General features: G+C 64.3%; 17 protein-coding genes and 1 riboswitch. Of the genes, 16 read left to right on the top strand and 1 reads right to left on the bottom strand.

Annotation, left to right across the window (positions count from 1 at the left end):
* The 9 genes from QME24_RS21490 to QME24_RS21530 form a co-directional block, all read left to right on the top strand.
* The coding region (locus QME24_RS21490) for a hypothetical protein (RefSeq protein ID WP_231492973.1) at positions 1-97 on the top strand (97 nt) is incomplete at its 5' end.
* Between the two features lie 178 nt (positions 98-275).
* Positions 276-1,724: an ethanolamine permease gene (gene eat, locus QME24_RS21495; RefSeq protein WP_009685742.1), complete on the top strand. Its 1,449-nt coding sequence runs from the start codon at positions 276-278 to the stop codon at positions 1,722-1,724.
* Positions 1,725-1,770: 46 nt separating this feature from the next.
* Entirely contained in the window at positions 1,771-3,165 is a 1,395-nt protein-coding gene (locus QME24_RS21500) for an ethanolamine ammonia-lyase subunit EutB (protein ID WP_009685741.1), read from the top strand.
* Between the two features lie 8 nt (positions 3,166-3,173).
* Positions 3,174-3,992 carry an ethanolamine ammonia-lyase subunit EutC gene (gene eutC, locus QME24_RS21505; protein WP_054904357.1) on the top strand — a complete coding sequence of 273 codons (819 nt, stop codon included), beginning with the start codon at positions 3,174-3,176 and terminating at the stop codon, positions 3,990-3,992.
* Between the two features lie 108 nt (positions 3,993-4,100).
* A complete protein-coding gene (locus QME24_RS21510; RefSeq protein WP_192441574.1) occupies positions 4,101-4,559 on the top strand; it encodes a GNAT family N-acetyltransferase in 459 nt (152 codons plus the stop codon).
* A gap of 189 nt (positions 4,560-4,748) precedes the next feature.
* The gene (locus QME24_RS21515; protein ID WP_009685738.1) at positions 4,749-5,396 is read left to right on the top strand and encodes a DedA family protein; all 648 of its coding nucleotides are present in this window, start codon (positions 4,749-4,751) and stop codon (positions 5,394-5,396) included.
* 9 nt (positions 5,397-5,405) lie between these two features.
* On the top strand, positions 5,406-6,221 hold the full coding sequence (locus tag QME24_RS21520) for a zinc-dependent peptidase (protein ID WP_029886279.1): 816 nt from the start codon (positions 5,406-5,408) through the stop codon (positions 6,219-6,221).
* 93 nt (positions 6,222-6,314) lie between these two features.
* Positions 6,315-6,842, top strand: coding sequence for an inorganic diphosphatase (gene ppa, locus QME24_RS21525; RefSeq protein ID WP_003255365.1), 528 nt, complete (start codon positions 6,315-6,317; stop codon positions 6,840-6,842).
* 176 nt (positions 6,843-7,018) lie between these two features.
* The gene (locus QME24_RS21530; protein ID WP_054904358.1) at positions 7,019-7,720 is read left to right on the top strand and encodes an XRE family transcriptional regulator; all 702 of its coding nucleotides are present in this window, start codon (positions 7,019-7,021) and stop codon (positions 7,718-7,720) included.
* 284 nt (positions 7,721-8,004) lie between these two features.
* Here the strand turns inward: QME24_RS21530 and QME24_RS21535 are convergent, their stop codons facing one another.
* Positions 8,005-10,182 (bottom strand): TonB-dependent siderophore receptor, encoded by a 2,178-nt coding sequence (locus QME24_RS21535; RefSeq protein ID WP_280091664.1) that lies wholly within the window; start codon positions 10,180-10,182, stop codon positions 8,005-8,007.
* Between the two features lie 181 nt (positions 10,183-10,363).
* On the opposite strand from QME24_RS21535, the gene QME24_RS21540 reads away from it, so the two are divergent.
* The 7 genes from QME24_RS21540 to dxs all read left to right on the top strand — a co-directional run bounded on the left by QME24_RS21540 (position 10,364) and on the right by dxs (position 17,681).
* On the top strand, positions 10,364-11,056 hold the full coding sequence (locus QME24_RS21540) for a response regulator transcription factor (protein WP_029886276.1): 693 nt from the start codon (positions 10,364-10,366) through the stop codon (positions 11,054-11,056).
* Positions 11,056-12,402: a sensor histidine kinase gene (locus QME24_RS21545; protein WP_280091663.1), complete on the top strand. Its 1,347-nt coding sequence runs from the start codon at positions 11,056-11,058 to the stop codon at positions 12,400-12,402. Before QME24_RS21540 ends, QME24_RS21545 begins: the two co-directional genes overlap by 1 nt.
* Before the next feature lie 81 nt (positions 12,403-12,483).
* The gene (locus QME24_RS21550) at positions 12,484-13,386 is read left to right on the top strand and encodes an alpha/beta hydrolase (RefSeq protein ID WP_144187479.1); all 903 of its coding nucleotides are present in this window, start codon (positions 12,484-12,486) and stop codon (positions 13,384-13,386) included.
* Between the two features lie 95 nt (positions 13,387-13,481).
* Positions 13,482-13,623: riboswitch (FMN riboswitch) on the top strand.
* 80 nt (positions 13,624-13,703) lie between these two features.
* The gene (gene ribB, locus QME24_RS21555) at positions 13,704-14,354 is read left to right on the top strand and encodes a 3,4-dihydroxy-2-butanone-4-phosphate synthase (protein ID WP_054904362.1); all 651 of its coding nucleotides are present in this window, start codon (positions 13,704-13,706) and stop codon (positions 14,352-14,354) included.
* A gap of 197 nt (positions 14,355-14,551) precedes the next feature.
* Positions 14,552-14,794, top strand: coding sequence for an exodeoxyribonuclease VII small subunit (locus QME24_RS21560; RefSeq protein WP_009685726.1), 243 nt, complete (start codon positions 14,552-14,554; stop codon positions 14,792-14,794).
* A complete protein-coding gene (gene ispA, locus QME24_RS21565) occupies positions 14,791-15,678 on the top strand; it encodes a (2E,6E)-farnesyl diphosphate synthase (RefSeq protein WP_009685725.1) in 888 nt (295 codons plus the stop codon). Before QME24_RS21560 ends, ispA begins: the two co-directional genes overlap by 4 nt.
* 107 nt (positions 15,679-15,785) lie before the next feature.
* Positions 15,786-17,681 carry a 1-deoxy-D-xylulose-5-phosphate synthase gene (gene dxs / locus QME24_RS21570; RefSeq protein WP_054906293.1) on the top strand — a complete coding sequence of 632 codons (1,896 nt, stop codon included), beginning with the start codon at positions 15,786-15,788 and terminating at the stop codon, positions 17,679-17,681.
* Positions 17,682-17,728 lie beyond the last annotated feature (47 nt).

Here is a 17,728-nt window from a genome sequence, read left to right on the forward strand (position 1 = left end):
GGTTGGGCGTGAAACCCACAAGATGATGCTCGACCACTACCAGCAGACCAAGAACCTGCTGGTGAGCTACGACATCAATCCGCTGGGCTTCTTCTAAGCAACTAGCTTCAAGCTTCAAGCTTCAAGCCGCAAGAATAAAGCGAATCGCCCGCCGACTCGCTTTTCTCTTGCAGCTTGCAGCTTCAGTCTTGCAGCTCCCTGGCTCGCTTCCTGCAGTACCCATCACCATCGGCGCGGATCCCTTCCGCGCACCAAGAAAAACAACAGGTGAAACTATGCCAAGCGATCAATCCGCCGGCTCGCCGGCAGGCTCTTCCGTCGACTTCGAGAAGGTCGGTTCGGACTATTTCCAGCAACGTGAACTGAAAAAAGGCGCGGCCGGCTGGGTGCTGCTGGTCGGCCTGGGGGTGGCCTATGTCATTTCCGGCGACTACGCCGGCTGGAACTTCGGCCTGGCCCAAGGTGGCTGGGGCGGCATGTTCCTCGCGACCCTGCTGATGGCCACCATGTACTTGTGCATGTGCTTCTCGCTGGCCGAGCTTTCCTCGATGATCCCGACCGCTGGCGGTGGCTACGGCTTTGCCCGCAGCGCCTTCGGCCCCTGGGGCGGTTTCCTTACCGGCACGGCGATCCTCATCGAATACGCGATCGCCCCCGCCGCCATCGCGACCTTCATCGGCGCCTACTGCCAGTCGTTGTTCGGCATTGGCGGCTGGATGATCTACCTGGCGTTCTACGTGGTGTTCATCGGCATCCACATCTTCGGGGTGGGCGAAGCACTGAAGTTGATGTTCATCATCACGGCCATCGCCGCCATTGCCCTGGCGGTGTTCCTGGTGGCCATGGTGCCCCATTTTGATGCAGCCAACCTGTTCGACATCGCCAAAACGGACGCTGTCGGCGCCAGCAGCTTCCTGCCGTTCGGCTATGTCGGGGTATGGGCGGCGATCCCGTATGCCATCTGGTTCTTCCTCGCCGTCGAAGGCGTGCCTCTGGCCGCCGAAGAAACCAAGAACCCCAAGCGTGACCTGCCACGCGGCCTGATCGGCGCCATGCTGGTGCTGCTGGCCTTTGCCCTGCTGATCCTGGTGGTCGGCCCTGGCGGCGCGGGTTCCGAGGCGCTGAAAGCTTCCGGCAACCCCCTGGTCGAAGCATTGGCCAAAGCCTACGGCGGCGCTACCTGGATGGGCAGCTTCGTCAACCTAGTCGGCCTGGCCGGCCTGATCGCCAGCTTCTTCTCGATCATCTATGCCTATTCGCGGCAGATTTTCGCCCTGTCCCGCGCCGGCTACCTGCCGCGCAAGCTGTCGGAAACCAACAAGAGCAAGGCGCCGGTCATGGCCCTGGTCATTCCTGGCATCATCGGTTTTGCGCTGTCGCTGACTGGCCAGGGCGACCTGCTGATCCTGGTCGCGGTATTCGGCGCTACGCTGTCGTACGTGCTGATGATGGCCGCGCATATCACCCTGCGCATCCGCCGGCCGAAGATGGAGCGCCCGTACCGTACCCCTGGCGGCATCTTCACCTCCGGCCTGGCCCTGGTGCTGGCGTGCATCGCCGTGGTCGCCGGTTTCCTGGTGGACCCGCGCGTGGTGATTGGCGCCGCAGTGATCTATGCGGTATTAATTGCCTACTTTGCTTTCTACAGCCGCCACCACCTGGTAGCGGGCACCCCGGAAGAGGAATTCGCCGCGATCCAGCAGGCCGAAGAGGCTCTGCACTGACCGGCGCCACCCGCCGCGGGGCAACCCGCGGCTCTGGAGATTCTGTATGGCAAGTTTCGTACACACGGTCGGCCACCTGGTCTACCGCTTCGACAGCCTCAAGGATGTCATGGCCAAGGCCAGCCCGGCGCGCTCCGGGGACTACCTGGCAGGCGTTGCGGCAAGCAACGACGGCGAGCGCGTAGCCGCGCAGATGGCCTTGGCCAATATCCCGCTGACGCATTTTCTCAACGAAGCCCTGATCCCCTACGAAGCCGACGAGGTCACCCGGCTGATCATCGACAGCCATGATGCCCAGGCATTTGCGCCGGTCAGCCACCTCACCGTCGGCGGCCTGCGTGACTGGTTGCTGAGTGAAGAGGCCAACGAGGACAGCCTGCGCGCCCTGGCGCCAGGGCTGACCCCGGAAATGGCGGCGGCGGTATCGAAGATCATGCGCGTGCAGGACCTGGTGCTGGTGGCGCAAAAAATCCGTGTGGTCACCCGTTTTCGCGGCACCATGGGCCTGCGCGGGCGCCTGTCGACCCGCCTGCAGCCCAACCACCCGACGGACGAGCCGGCCGGCATTGCCGCCAGCATTCTCGACGGCCTGTTGTACGGCAACGGCGATGCCATGATCGGCATCAACCCGGCAACCGACAGCATTGCCTCGATCTGCGCCCTGCTGGAAATGCTCGATGCCATCATCCAGCGCTACGACATACCCACCCAGTCCTGCGTGCTGACCCACGTCACCACCTCCATCGAAGCGATCAACCGCGGCGTGCCGCTGGACCTGGTGTTCCAGTCCATCGCCGGTACCGAAGCGGCCAATGCCGGCTTCGGCATCAACCTGAACGTGCTGCAGGAGGGTTACGAAGCCGGCCTTTCGCTCAAGCGCGGCACCCTGGGGCAGAACCTGATGTACTTCGAAACCGGCCAGGGCAGTGCGCTGTCGGCCAATGCCCACCACGGGGTCGACCAGCAAACCTGCGAAACCCGCGCCTATGCCGTGGCCCGCCACTTCAAGCCGTTCCTGGTCAACACCGTGGTCGGTTTCATTGGCCCGGAGTACCTGTACAACGGCAAGCAGATCATCCGCGCCGGCCTCGAAGACCACTTCTGCGGCAAGCTGCTGGGCGTGCCGATGGGCTGCGACATCTGCTACACCAACCACGCCGAGGCCGACCAGGACGACATGGACACCCTGCTGACCCTGCTGGGTGTGGCCGGGATCAATTTCATCATGGGTATCCCCGGCTCCGACGACATCATGCTCAACTACCAGACCACCTCGTTCCACGACGCGCTCTACGCGCGCCAGACCCTGGGCCTGAAGCCCGGGCCGGAATTCGAGGCATGGCTGGCCCACACCGGCATCTTCACCCAGGCCGATGGCCGGGTGCGCTTCGGTGACAACCTGCCGCCGGCCTTCCGCCAGGCCTTGGCACAGCTTGCATAGGGATCACCATGGACCATCACACCCCTACCCCTGAAAACCCTTGGCTGGCCCTGCGCACGCTGACCCCGGCGCGTATCGCCCTGGGCCGCAGCGGTACCAGCCTGCCGACCGGGGCGCAACTGGACTTCCAGTTCGCCCATGCCCAGGCCCGTGATGCCGTGCACCTGGCGTTCGACCACGCTGGCCTGGCTACCCAGCTGGCTGAACGCGGCCGCGAAAGCCTGGTGCTGCACAGCGCCGCCAGCGACCGCCACGAATATCTGCAACGGCCCGACCTGGGCCGGCGCCTGAACGAAGCATCGGTCGCCACCCTGCGCCAGCACGCCCAGGCCAACCCAGGCGGGGTCGACCTGGCCATCGTGGTTGCCGATGGCCTATCGGCGCTTGCCGTGCACCGGCATACCTTGCCGTTGCTGAGCCGGTTCGAGGAACAGGCCGCCGCCGACGGCTGGACCAGCGCACCGGTGGTGCTGGTGCAGCAGGGCCGCGTGGCAGTGGCCGATGAGGTGGGTGAACTGCTGGGCGCTCGCATGACAGTAATGCTGATCGGCGAGCGGCCCGGGCTCAGTTCGCCCGACAGCCTGGGGCTGTATTTCACCTATGCGCCAAAAGTCGGCCTGACCGATGCCTACCGCAACTGCATTTCCAACGTACGCCTGGAGGGCTTGAGTTATGGCATGGCCGCACACCGCCTGCTGTACCTGATGCGTGAAGCCTGCCGGCGCCAGCTGTCGGGGGTGAATCTGAAGGACGAAGCCGAGGTCCATAGCATCGACAGCGAACATGGCCCCGCGCAGCGAGGCAACTTCCTGCTTGGCGAGGGCTGAACACCCTGTCATGCAAAGCGGATTGCGCCGCGGGCCGGGCTTGGGGCAGCATGCCCTCGAAGCTGCTGGCAATCCGCTGTTTTCCCTAATGGACTCTGAGGGCCGCACATGCGCATCATCAAGGCAACACTGGAACACCTCGACCTGTTGACGCCTATGTTCGTCAAATACCGTGAATTCTATGGGCAACTGCCCTATCCCGACAGCTCGCGCAGCTTCCTGGAAAAACGCCTGCAGCGGGACGAATCGGTGATCTACCTGGCGCTCCCGGATGATGACGACAACAAGCTGCTGGGCTTCTGCCAGCTTTACCCGAGCTATTCGTCGCTGTCGCTGAAGCGGGTATGGATCCTCAACGATATCTACGTGGCCGAAGACTCCCGGCGCATGCTGGTAGCCGACCACCTGATGCGCGAAGCGAAGAAAATGGCCAAGGACACCAACGCCGTGCGCATGCGGGTGTCCACAAGCAGCAACAATGACACGGCGCACAAGACCTACGAGTCCATCGGTTTTCGTGAAGATACCGAGTTCAAGAGCTACATTCTGCCCATCAACCCGGATTGACCTGCGTCCGCCCCTGCGCGGGCAAGCCCACCCAGGGGCGGATACGGCACTACCGCGTGCAGTAACCCCCCGCTACAAACTCCCCGGGCATGATCGTCACTTAGCCGTATAATGGCCCGCCTGTCATGTGTGAAAATTTACCGATCCGCCGGTAAACCGAGCCTACGCCCAAGAACACAGGTGCTGTACATGGATTTCAACCCGCTCGACCTTATCCTGCATCTCGATGCCTACCTCGATTTGCTGGTCACCAATTACGGCCCCTGGATCTACGCCATCCTGTTTACCGTGATCTTCTGTGAAACCGGGCTGGTGGTGATGCCCTTCCTGCCGGGCGATTCGTTGCTGTTCATCGCCGGCGCCGTAGCCGCAGGGGGCGGCATGGACCCGGTCTTGCTGGCCGGCCTGCTGATGGCTGCTGCAATCATGGGTGACAGCACCAACTACGTGATCGGGCGCACGGCAGGCGAGCGTTTGTTCAACAACCCCAATTCGAAGATCTTCCGTCGCGATTACCTGCAGCGGACCCACGACTTCTACGAGCGCCACGGCGGCAAGACCGTGACCATGGCGCGCTTCCTGCCCATTCTGCGCACCTTCGCCCCGTTCGTGGCCGGTATTGCCCACATGCATTACCCGCGCTTCCTGGGCTTCAGCGTGGCCGGCTCGTTGCTGTGGGTAGGTGGCCTGGTCACCTTGGGCTACTTCTTCGGTAACGTGCCGTTCATCAAGCAACACCTGTCGCTGATGGTAGTGGGCATCATCATCCTGTCGTTGGTCCCGATGATCCTCGGCCTGCTGCGTACCCGCCTGGGCCGCGCAGCCAAGGCGCACTGACCGGCCAGCATGTGGTCGTTCCGCGCCTGGCGGCGCAAGCGGGCCTTGGCACGCTACCCGATCACGCCACAGCAATGGCAGGCCGTACGCGAATGCCTGCCGATGCTGGACGGCATCACCGACGAAGAAGACCACTGGCTGCGCGAAGCCTGCATCCTGTTCCTGCTCGACAAGCACCTCACGTGCCTGCCGGGCGTTGAACTGGGCGACCAGCAGCGGCTGCTGCTGGCCGCCCAGGCGCAACTGCCACTGCTGCACCTGGGCGAACTGAACTGGTACCAGGGCTTTCACGAAATCGTGCTCTACCCCGACGACTTCAAGAGCCCGCAGCGCCACCGCGATGCCAGTGGCGTGGAGCACGTGTGGGACGGCGAGCACAGTGGCGAGGCCTGGCAGCAGGGCCCGATCATCCTGGCCTGGAACGGCGTACTGGCCAGTGGCGGCTGGGAGGCCTACAACCTGGTCATCCACGAACTGGCGCACAAGCTCGACATGCTCAATGGCGATGCCAACGGCCTGCCGCCGCTGCACAGCGGCATGCCCGTGGCCGAGTGGGCCACCGCCATGCAACAGGCCTACGACGACCTCAACCGCCAGCTCGATGCCAACCCCGACGCCGAAACCGCCATCGACCCCTATGCGGCAGAGAACCCCGCCGAGTTTTTTGCCGTCACCAGCGAATACTTCTTTAGTGCCCCCGACCTGCTCCATCAGGCCTATCCATTGGTCTATCAGCAGTTGGCGCTGTTCTACCGGCAAGACCCGCTGGCGCGCCTGCGCCGGCTTCAGGCCGAGCACCCCGACTACCGCGAAAGCCACGCCTGACGCGGCCGCACATCAGGCCAGGCGTGGCATGCCCCGGCAGAATGTGCCTATAATCGTCGCCACTTTTTTGGTCAAACACGGGGGCACTGCCCAATGAGCTACAGCAAGATTCCGGCGGGCAAAGACCTGCCGAACGACATCTACGTCGCCATCGAGATCCCGGCCAACCACGCGCCGATCAAATACGAGATCGACAAGGACAGCGACACGCTGTTCGTCGACCGCTTCATGGCTACCCCGATGTTCTACCCAGCCAACTACGGCTTCATCCCGAACACCCTGGCGGACGACGGTGATCCGCTCGACGTGCTGGTCGTTACCCCGTACCCGGTCGCCCCAGGCTCGGTTATCCGCGCCCGCCCGGTTGGCGTACTGAACATGACCGACGACGGCGGCGGCGACGCCAAGGTCATCGCGGTTCCTCACGACAAGCTGTCGCAGCTGTACGTCGACGTGAAGGAATACACCGACCTGCCAGCCCTGCTGATTCAGCAGATCGAGCACTTCTTTGCCAACTACAAAGACCTCGAGAAGGGCAAGTGGGTCAAGATCGAAGGCTGGGAAGGCGCTGACGCTGCCCGTGCCGCGATCACCAAATCGGTCGCTGCCTACAAGGGCTGATACCGGTTGCAGGAAGAACCCCGCCATGGCGGGGTTTTTTTATGGCCAATCGCTGTACTCGGCGAATACTCCTACACAGCCCTACAGCTGTGCCCTACAACCAGCCACTTTTCATACAAGCCCCGTCAACATCAAGTTGATATCCTTGCTGGCACCGCGCCGCTACACTCGCTGGCATGAAGACCTCCGGTGACCGCCTCAGGGCCCTGCTTCACGAATGCGGCCTTACCCCTTCCGATTTCGCTGCCCAACGCGGCGTCACACCGCAGCACGTCAATAATTGGGTCAAGCGCGGCGTGCCCCTGGCACGGCTGGACGAAATGGCAGACCTGTTCTGTGTGCATCGCCGCTGGCTGCACACGGGCGAAGGGCCCAAGAACCCCAGCCCGATCCTGCGCAACGCCCGGCCGCGAAAGTTGCACACGCCTGCGCCGTCCCCGCTGCTGGTGGACCATGGCCGGCTGGTCAAGGTGCCGTACTACGAACTGCATGACGGCCTGCTCAGCCCAGTCGCCAGCAAACACCTGCGCCTGCCGGCAAAAGCGCTGCAGGGGTTGGGGGTTCGGGCCGACGATGCAATCAGCGTGACGATGCCCGACAGCAACATGCTGCCGCTGATCCCGCAGGAGGCGGTGCTGGTGATCGACGTGAGCATGACCCAGGTGTTCCAGGGCGAAACCTACGCCTTGCTGCACAACGGCGCGCTGCGGGTGAATACCCTCAGCCTCGGCCAACATGGCACGCTGTACCTGCACAGCCATGACCGGCGCAACTATGCGGTTGAGCGCTATACCCCGGCGCAGCGCCAGGCGCAGGGCCTGGAAGTGCTTGGATGGGTGTTCCACTGGTCGTATTTTCGCCAGCAGCGGCCCGGTTGAAACACCCTGTGCCATTTTTTGCTGGGCATCCAGAGCGTGCCCTTGTATGCTACGCCGCACATTCAGCCCCGACCGGCGCAAGCCGCAGTCCAGAGGGCTCGGCGACATCTCACACGGGTGTCTGCCATCTCTTCCAGGCCCTTGTGGCCACACAGTTAAGGCGATTGCGGCTTACCATAAATTAGTCGGAAGCGTCCCCGAGAAGCCGGCCACAAGCCGGCTTTTTAATGCCCCCGCATACTCGCCCGCCCGCCCGGGCAGAGCGCTTTCAGCCAGAGCAACCCTCAGAAGTCATAGCGCGCGCCCACCATCATGCTGCGCGACGGCCCATAGAAGTTGAAGGTCGACGTCGAGCCCACGCGCGACAAGTAATCGCGGTCGAACAGGTTGTTGACGTTGAATGTGGCGGTCAGCTGCGAAGTGACCGGGTACGACAGCATCGCATCCACCGTGGCATACCCTGGCGCATCGATGCGCACGCCACCGTTCTCGGCGTAAAAGTTGCTCATCGCCGAAATACCGCCCCCGATTGCCAGGCCGCTCAACGGGCCTCGGCTGATGGTGTACTTGCTCCACAATGAGGCCTGGTTGCGCGGCATGATGAAGAACGTGGTCTCGGCATCGCCCTTGACGGTTTCGGTTTCCATCCAGGTGTAGCCGGCCAGCAGTTCCCAGTTCGGCGTCAGCTTGCCGCTTACTTCCACTTCCGCGCCCTTGACCCGGGTTTTACCGGCGGCTACCGAGTCGGTGGTCGCCACGCCATCGGCGTCGTACAGGGTGGTAGCACGGTGCTTGTCGGTCAGGCGGAATACCGACAACCGCGTGTTCAGGTCGCCCCCAAAGTAGCTGCTTTTCAAGCCGAATTCATATTGCTCGCCTTCCCGGGGCTTCAACACCCGGCCGCTGCTGTCGGTGGCTGACTGCGGCTTGAACACCTGCGAATAACTGGCGTACAGCGCGTGGGTGTCGGTGAGGTCGTAGACCACGCCGCCGTAGGAGGTGAAGTGGCCGTCGACGCGCTTGCTGTCGTTGGTGCTGGCGCCACTGCCGAGGGTGGTGGTGTAGAAGTCACCGCGGTACCAGCTGAAACGCCCACCGGCGATCAACGCCAGGCGCTCGACGGGGCGGAAGGTAACCTTGGAGTACAGGCCATATTCCTCTTCCTGCATACCGGTTTCGGTGCTGTAGTTGGGCGACGGCTTGGCAAACTGCTTTGGCGAGTAGGTGTTGACGTTGATGGCGCCCAGGTTGGTCGTGCCATTGAGGTACTCGGTGTCGTAGTTCTTGTAGTCGCTGCCGACCACGAACTCGCTGACCTGGCCGAAGGTCTCGAACGGCTGGCTGTAGCTGGCGTCCAGCGAGTAGGTGTCCTGCGTGAAATCGCGGGCGCTGGCACGCTCGGAATTGCCACCGGTAGTGGCGTTGGTGGCGGTGAAGGCGTACAGGTACTGGGTGTCGCGGTGGGAGCCACGGGCGGCAATACGGCCGTAACCGCCGTTGTCGAAGCGGTGGGTCAGTTCGGCGACCAGGTCGGTGGTCTTGCCGTCGAAGTAGTTCCAGTCGGCCCCGAGGAAGCGTGAATGGCTGAAGTCGGGCACCTCACCCGACAAGGTGGCCGGGTAGCCATTATGCGGGGTGATGTTCTTCACTTCGTGCATCAGGCCGAACGAAACGGCAGTAGCGTCGCTCAGGTCGATGTCCAGGGCACCATAGTAGCTATTGCTGGTGTTGGCGTTGTAGTCGACCTCGCCATTGGTGTCATCACGCGAAGCGATGAAGCGCCCACGCACACGACCCGCATCGTCCAGCGGCCCGCTCAGGTCGAGTTCTTCGTGGTTGGTGTCCCATGTGCCATAGCTGCCTTCGACGTGGCCCTGGAACTCGGCGGTGGGGCGCTTGCGCACCATGTTCACGATGCCGCCCAGCTCGCTGGTGCTGCTGAACAGCCCCGCCGGGCCGCGCATGATTTCGACCCGGTCGAACGCTGCCAACGACGGCACAGTACCGAAGATGCTGGCCATGGGCGCCGGTAGCCCGTCGATATTGAACTCGCTGTACTCGTAGCCACGGGCATAGATGGATGAGCGGCCACTGTCGTTGGTCAGGGTCCGCAGGCCGGCGGTGTACTTGGCCAGGTCATCCAGGTGCACGAACTGGCGATCCTTGACGTAATCCTGGGTGTACACGGTGATCGACTGCGGGATGTCCTTGAGCGCCGCCGGGGTCTTGGTGCCCACGGTTGCAGCATCGACACTGTAGCCGCCGGTTTGCTCCGAAGGCAGCATGTCGTACAGGCGGTTGCCCTCGATGGTCAGTGCCGGCAGGTCGAGCGAGTTGCCACCACCGGCCGCCTGCGTCGCTACCGTTTCAGCCAGTGCCGACACCGAAAAGGGCGCCAGCAGCCCTACTACCAGCCAGCCCCGCACCCGTCGCGGGCCCCCCACACTGTTCAAACCGCTCATGACACACCCTCGCCCAATTGATAATAATTCGCAAACGACAGAAATTGCTTTTTGCGGAAGATACCGGAGCGAAAACCGGGGTGCAGCATGATTAACCTTCTTAACACATTGCGGCGTTGCCCTCGCCCCACGGTCAATGGGATGATGGCTAACTGATAGAAATTCTCATTCAAGGCTCAACGTGCCCACCTCACTGCTCCTTGCCGAAGACGACCCACGCCTGCGCCAGGACCTGGAACGCCATTTCCTCAACCGTGGGTTTCAGGTGCTGGCCTGCGCCAATGGCAGCCAGGCCCTGAATGCCATACGGCAATCACGCTTCGACCTGGTTTTGCTGGACATCATGCTGCCGGGCATCGACGGCCTCAGCCTGCTGGACGAACTGCGCCACCAGCAAGCGGTGCCAGTGATGCTGATGTCGGCGCTGGGGGCCGAACAGGATCGCATCAGTGGCTTCACCCGGGGCGCGGACGATTACCTGCCCAAGCCGTTCAGCCTGGCCGAACTCGACGCCCGGGTCGATGCCCTGCTACGGCGCGTGGCGCTCGACCGCGGGCCGGCGTTGCGGGCCGATGGAGGGGCAGTGATGCTGGACCATGAACGCCAGGACGCCCTTCACCAAGGCAGGCCTGCCGGGCTGACCGCATCCGAATTCCGCCTACTGGCCACGCTGCGGGCTCACCCCGGCGAGGCCTTGAGCAAACCTTTCCTCTACCAGACCGTGCTGCACCGCGCCTACACGCGCCTGGACCGTGGCCTGGATGTGCATGTGTGCAACTTGCGCCGCAAGCTGGCCGACATCAGCGCCCAGCACTTGCAGATCCAGGCGGTCAGGGGCCAAGGGTACATCCTGATAGACACGGACCAGCCCTGATGCGGCGGCACCCCCTGCTGTGGAAACTGGCCCTGTTGCAGGTCGGTTTCTGTCTGCTGCTGACCTGGCTAATCTGGACCTGGGGGCTGTCGGTGGAACGCAGTACCTACTTCCTGTCGCCGGCTGACCAGCAATATCTGGCGCGCTACGCGCAACAGGCCGAACACGCCTGGAACCAAGGCGGCGCCACGGGCGCCGAAGCCTGGCGCAGGCAGCTGCAACGTACCGAAGGCACCTGGGCAGCCTTGATCGGCCCCCACCTGCAAAGCCTGGGCACCACGCCACTGAGCGCCGAGGAGGCCAGCCACCTTACCTTCATGCGCAAGCTGAACTGGCCCATGAGCCGGCGCCTGCAGGACGAACTGCCGTACGTCAGCATCGCGTTCCCGCAACACCCCGAAAACGGCCGGCTGGTGATGCAATTACCCGAACGCCTGCTACCCACTGGCCTTACACCCTGGACCCACCTGATCACCCATGGGGTCGCCCCCACCCTGCTTGCCCTGTTGCTGGGCCTGGCCCTGTACCGCCATCTGGTAGTTCCCCTGAACCGCCTGCGGGACCGGGCCGACGCCTTGCGCGCCGACGACCTCGACAGCCCCGCGCTGCCGTTGCAGGAGCGCCGCGATGAGCTGGGTGAGCTGGCCCAAGCCTTCGAGCACATGGCGGTACGCCTGCGCCAGAGCCTGGAGCAACAGCGCCTGCTGCTGCGTACGCTGTCCCACGAGCTGCGTACGCCGTTGGCGCGGCTGCGCATCGCCCATGACAGCGACTTGCCGCCGCCGCAGTTGCGCGAGCGCCTGGACCGCGAAGTCGCCGACATGCAAAAGCTGCTGGAGGACACCCTGGACCTGGCCTGGCTGGACACCGAACAGCCCAGCCTGCCGACCGAGCCGGTGCTGATGGTGGCCGTCTGGGAAGCCTTGTGCCAGGACGTCTGTTTCGAAAGTGGCTGGGCGCCAAGCCGCCTGCCTTGTTCGTTGGGCACCGCGTGCCGGGTGCAGGCCAACCTCGACAGCCTGGCCCAGGCCCTGGAAAACCTGATCCGCAATGCCGTTCGCCACTCGCCCGCCGAAGGCCGGGTCAGCCTGGATGGCTGGCGCGAGGGGGATTACTGGCACCTGCGCCTGAGTGACCAGGGGCCGGGGGTCACGCACGCCGACCTGGAGCGCATCTTCCAGCCTTACCAGCGGCTGACCGAAAGTGGCGCTGGCTTTGGCCTGGGCCTGGCCATCGCCCGCCGCGCCATCGAACTGCAGGGTGGCCGCTTGTGGGCCAGCAATGGCCACCCTGGCCTGTGCCTGCACATGACCTTGCCGGCGGCCCGGGACTGTTTAGAAAGTTAATGCGCTTTACCCTCAATCAGGACTGATTATCATCTTGCTGTTCCCGCTTTGCGCGCCTGCAAAGCCCTGAAGAGATGCCTGATGAGCAAGTTGACCCTGGCCGTGACGATGGCACTGTGCCTGGCACAGCCGCTTGCTGCTCATGTTGCCCTTGCGCAGCCCGACCATGAGCAGAAGATGGACACCTCACTGCTGCAGCGCCATGACCTGGCCTACCGCTTCACTCAGCTCGACCTGGACTCGGCCGACGGCCAGCGGCATTACCGGCTGTGGGTCGGCAAACCGAACCAGCCGGCGCCAGCGGCGGGCTACCCGGTGCTGTGGATGCTCGATGGCAATGCCGCGCTGGGCGCACTGGATGGCCAGCAGCTGGGCCGGCTTGCCGCAGGGCAGGCGCCATTGCTGGTGGCGGTGGGGTACCAGACCGAGCAGCGTATCGACCGTGCCGGGCGCACCCGGGATTACACCCCGGCGGTGCCTGGCCAGGCTGAGCAGCTTGACCCACTGACCGGAGCGCCCAGTGGCGGTGCCGACGTTTTCCTGGACCTGCTGACCGGGCGCATGCGGGCGATGGTGGCAGATGTAGCACCGATCGACCTGCAACGGCAGACATTGTGGGGGCATTCCTATGGCGGGCTGGCCGTTTTGCATGCGCTTTTCACCCGGCCTTGGTCATTCAGCGACTATGCGGCTGCCAGCCCTTCGCTATGGTGGCACGACGGCGCGATCGCGGGTGAGGCGCAGGGGCTCGAGCAGCGCCTGGGAAGCAGCCGGCCGCGGCTGTTGCTGATGCGTGGCAGTGAAGAGCCGGCGAACCCGCGCACGCAGGTGCAAGGCGATGTCGAGCGGCCGGCGCGTGAGCTGGTGGCAAGCCTGGCCAGGGTGCCAGGCTTGCAGGTTCGTTTCGAGCGGTTTGCCGGGTTGGGGCATGGGCCTATGTTGCCGGCTTCGCTGAAGCAGGTGATTGAAGGGATGTCGCGGTAAGCCTGTCAGCACCTTCCACAACGCCCGCCCCACGCTACCGCCAAAGGTCGTAGAACCGCGGCTTGCCAGCGGGGTGGCCACGTGCGGTATGCTGTGGCGGTCTTCAGGGCGGGGTGAAAGTCCCCACCGGCGGTAAATCGAAAGATGAGCCCGCGAGCGCCCCGGCCATGCCGGGGGTCAGCAGATCTGGTGCAACTCCAGAGCCGACGGTCATAGTCCGGATGAAAGAAGGCGTCAGGCGGGGGCCATCCGGGCGCCCCTGCGCACGCATTTTGTTCGCCCCGAGACGTTCATCGATCATTCACGAGGAGCGTTTCATGTCCACCCAGCACCACGCGCACTACCCCAATGTTTCCGCCGCCATCGCCGCCTTCAAGGCTGGGCGCCCTGTCCTGTTGCTGGACGATGACGACCGCGAAGACGAGGCGGACATCATTGCCGCCGCCGAAAACATTACGCTGCAAACCATGGCCATGATGATTCGCGATTGCAGCGGTATCGTCTGCCTGTGCCTGGACGAAGCCACCGTCGATGCGTTGCAGCTGGCGCCCATGGTGCAGAACAACCAGGCCCGACATGGCACCGGCTTCACCGTCACCATCGAGGCGGCCGAAGGGATCACCACTGGGGTTTCTGCCCAGGACCGCCTCACCACCATTGCTGCGGCACTGCGTTCCAGCGCCGAACAGCGTCATATCGTCAGCCCGGGGCATGTATTCCCGCTGCGTGCGCGCAATGGCGGCGTGCTGGCCCGCCGTGGGCATACCGAAGGCTCGGTGGACCTGGCCCGCCTTGCCGGCCTGCGCCCGGCGGCGGTGCTGTGCGAACTGATGAACCCGGACGGGACCATGGCCCGTGGCGAACAGGTGGCAGTGTACGCGCGGCAGTACAATTTGCCGGTGCTGACCATCGAAGAGCTGGCGCGGTACCGGGAGGCGATGGTGGCGCTGGAAGCCGAGCCGGCCTGATAAGCCACGTTGGGGCAATTCGCGGGCACGCCCGCTCCCACAGGTATGGCGCAGCGCTTGAAGGCTGTGATGGACCTGTGGGAGCGGGCGTGCCCGCGAAAGGGCCTGTGAAACCAACCTCACGGCCCCGGAAGTTTGCTCCCCCCGCCCCGCTCTGCTAGTGTCGCGCCGTTCTGAATGCCTCCGAGACAGTCGCCATGGCCCGCAAAAAATCCTCCCTTGATTTCGAGCAATCCCTCGCAGACCTGCAAACACTGGTCGAGCGCCTGGAGAACGGCGAGTTGTCGCTGGAAGAGTCGCTGGCCGCTTTCGAGCAAGGCATCGCGCTGACCCGAGAATGCCAAGGCGCCCTGGCCCAGGCCGAGCAGAAGGTGCAAATTCTGCTGGAGCGTGACGGCGAGCTGGCTGCCCAGCCCTTCGACGCGGAGCCCGAAGCATGATCGGCAGCTACCAGGCCAGTTGCCAGAGGCGGGTGGATGCAGCCCTCGAACCGCTGTTCGTCGCCCCGACCAAAGAACTCGAACGCCTCTATGCCGCCATGCGCTACAGCGTGATGAACGGCGGCAAACGCGTGCGGCCACTGCTGGCCTACGCCGCGTGCGAAGCCCTGGGTGCCCCGGCCGAACAGGCCAACGGCGCGGCCTGTGCGGTGGAGCTGATCCATGCCTACTCGCTGGTGCATGACGACTTGCCTGCCATGGATGACGACGACCTGCGCCGGGGCCAGCCCACCACGCACAAGGCCTTCGACGAAGCCTGCGCCATCCTGGCCGGTGACGGGTTGCAGAGCCTGGCGTTCAGCGCCCTGCTCGATCCGCACCTCAGCCCGCAGGCCGACAGCGTTCGCCTTGCCATGGTCCAGGCCCTGGCCACGGCCGCCGGCCCAGCCGGCATGGTGGGCGGGCAGGCCATCGACCTTGGCTCGGTCGGGCTGAAGCTCGACCAGCGGGCACTGGCATTCATGCACAGGCACAAGACCGGCGCCCTGATCGAAGCCAGCGTGCGCCTGGGTGCACTGGCCAGCGCCCGTGCCGGCCAGCAGCAACTGGACGCCCTGCAAACTTATGCACAGGCCATTGGCCTGGCATTCCAGGTTCAGGACGACATCCTCGACGTGGAAGGCGACACCGCCACCCTGGGTAAACGCCAAGGGGCAGACATCGCCCGTGACAAACCGACCTACCCGGCCCTGCTGGGCCTGGACGCGGCCAAGGCCTATGCGATCGAACTGCGCGACCAGGCGCTGGTCGCACTGGAAGGGTTCGGCGAAAAAGCCGAGCCGCTGCGGGCACTGGCGCGCTATATCGTCGAGCGCCGCAACTAAGCACGGATACCCGCGCCATTGGGGTGTCACAAGCAGTGGTCGAATGGGCACTTTTCCCACAATGGGGTAAACTGCCGCGTCTTCACACACCTATAACGACTCGCCTGATGCCCACGACGTTTCAAGAGATTCCCCGCGAACGCCCGGTCACGCCGTTGCTCGACCGCGCTGACACGCCTGCCGGCCTGCGCCGGTTGGCCGAAGCCGACCTGGAGACCCTGGCCGACGAGTTGCGCCAGGAGCTGCTGTATACCGTGGGGCAGACCGGTGGGCATTTTGGTGCCGGCCTGGGCGTGATCGAACTGACCATCGCCCTGCACTACGTGTTCGATACCCCGGACGACCGGCTGGTGTGGGACGTGGGCCACCAGGCCTACCCGCACAAGATTCTGACCGGGCGCCGTAACCGCATGCTCAGCCTGCGCCAGAAGGACGGTATCGCCGCCTTCCCGCGCCGCAGCGAAAGCGAGTACGACACCTTTGGCGTGGGCCACTCCAGTACCTCGATCAGCGCAGCGCTGGGCATGGCCATTGCCGCCCGCCTGCAGAACAGCGCGCGCAAGTCGATCGCCGTGATCGGTGATGGCGCCCTTACCGCCGGCATGGCCTTCGAGGCGTTGAACCACGCCCAGGAAGTCAATGCCGACATGCTGGTGATCCTCAACGACAACGACATGTCGATTTCGCGCAATGTCGGCGGCCTGTCCAACTACCTGGCCAAGATCCTGTCCAGCCGCACCTACGCCAGCATGCGCGAAGGCAGCAAGAAAGTGCTGTCGCGCCTGCCCGGTGCCTGGGAAATCGCCCGGCGCACCGAAGAGTACGCCAAGGGCATGCTGGTGCCGGGCACACTGTTCGAAGAGCTGGGCTGGAACTACATCGGCCCGATCGACGGCCATGACCTGCCGACCATGATCGCCACCTTGCGCAACATGCGTGACCTGAAGGGCCCGCAGTTCCTGCACGTGGTGACCAAGAAGGGCAAGGGCTTCGCCCCCGCCGAACTCGACCCTATCGGCTATCACGCCATCACCAAGCTGGAGCCCGCCGACAAGCCTGTCGCGCCGAAGAAGCCCAGCGGGCCGAAATACTCCGCGGTGTTCGGCCAGTGGCTGTGCGACATGGCCGCTGCCGACAACCGCCTGGTGGGCATCACCCCGGCGATGAAAGAAGGCTCCGACCTGGTCGATTTCAGCGAGCGCTACCCGCAACGCTACTTCGATGTGGCGATCGCCGAGCAGCACGCCGTCACCCTGGCAGCCGGCATGGCCTGCGAGGGCAGCAAGCCCGTGGTGGCGATCTACTCCACCTTCCTGCAGCGCGCCTACGACCAGCTCATCCACGATGTGGCGGTGCAGAACCTCGATGTGCTGTTCGCCATCGACCGCGCCGGGCTGGTGGGCGAAGACGGGCCGACCCATGCGGGTAGCTACGACCTGTCTTACCTGCGCTGCATCCCGGGCATGCTGGTGATGACCCCCAGCGACGAGAACGAGCTGCGCAAGATGCTCAGCACCGGCCACCTGTACAACGGCCCGGCTGCCGTGCGCTACCCCCGCGGCACCGGCCCGAACGCGCCGATCAGCGGCGACCTAGAGCCGCTGCAAATCGGCAAGGGCGTGGTCCGCCGCCAAGGCCAGACAGTCGCCCTGCTGGTGTTCGGCGTGCAGTTGGCAGAGGCCATGCAGGTTGCCGAGCAGATCAATGCCACCGTGGTCGACATGCGCTTCGTCAAACCTCTGGACGAAGCCCTGGTGCTGGAACTGGCTGGCAGCCATGAGCTGCTGGTCACCGTCGAAGAGAACGCCATCATGGGTGGCGCTGGCGCTGCGGTAGGCGAGTTCCTGGCCAGCCAGGCCGTGGTCAAGCCGCTGCTGCACCTGGGCCTGCCTGATATCTACGTCGAACATGCCAAGCCGGCGCAGATGCTGGCCGAGTGCGGGCTGGATGCGGCCGGGATTGAGGCTTCGGTGAAAGCCCGCATGGCCAAGCTCGGCTTGTAATCCCCGGGGCCGCCTTGGGGCCCTTTCGCGACACAAGGCCGCTCCTA

Origin of the sequence: Pseudomonas sp. PARCl1, assembly GCF_947311875.1 — a bacterium.
GTDB classification, from domain to species: Bacteria; Pseudomonadota; Gammaproteobacteria; order Pseudomonadales; family Pseudomonadaceae; genus Aquipseudomonas; species Aquipseudomonas juntendi.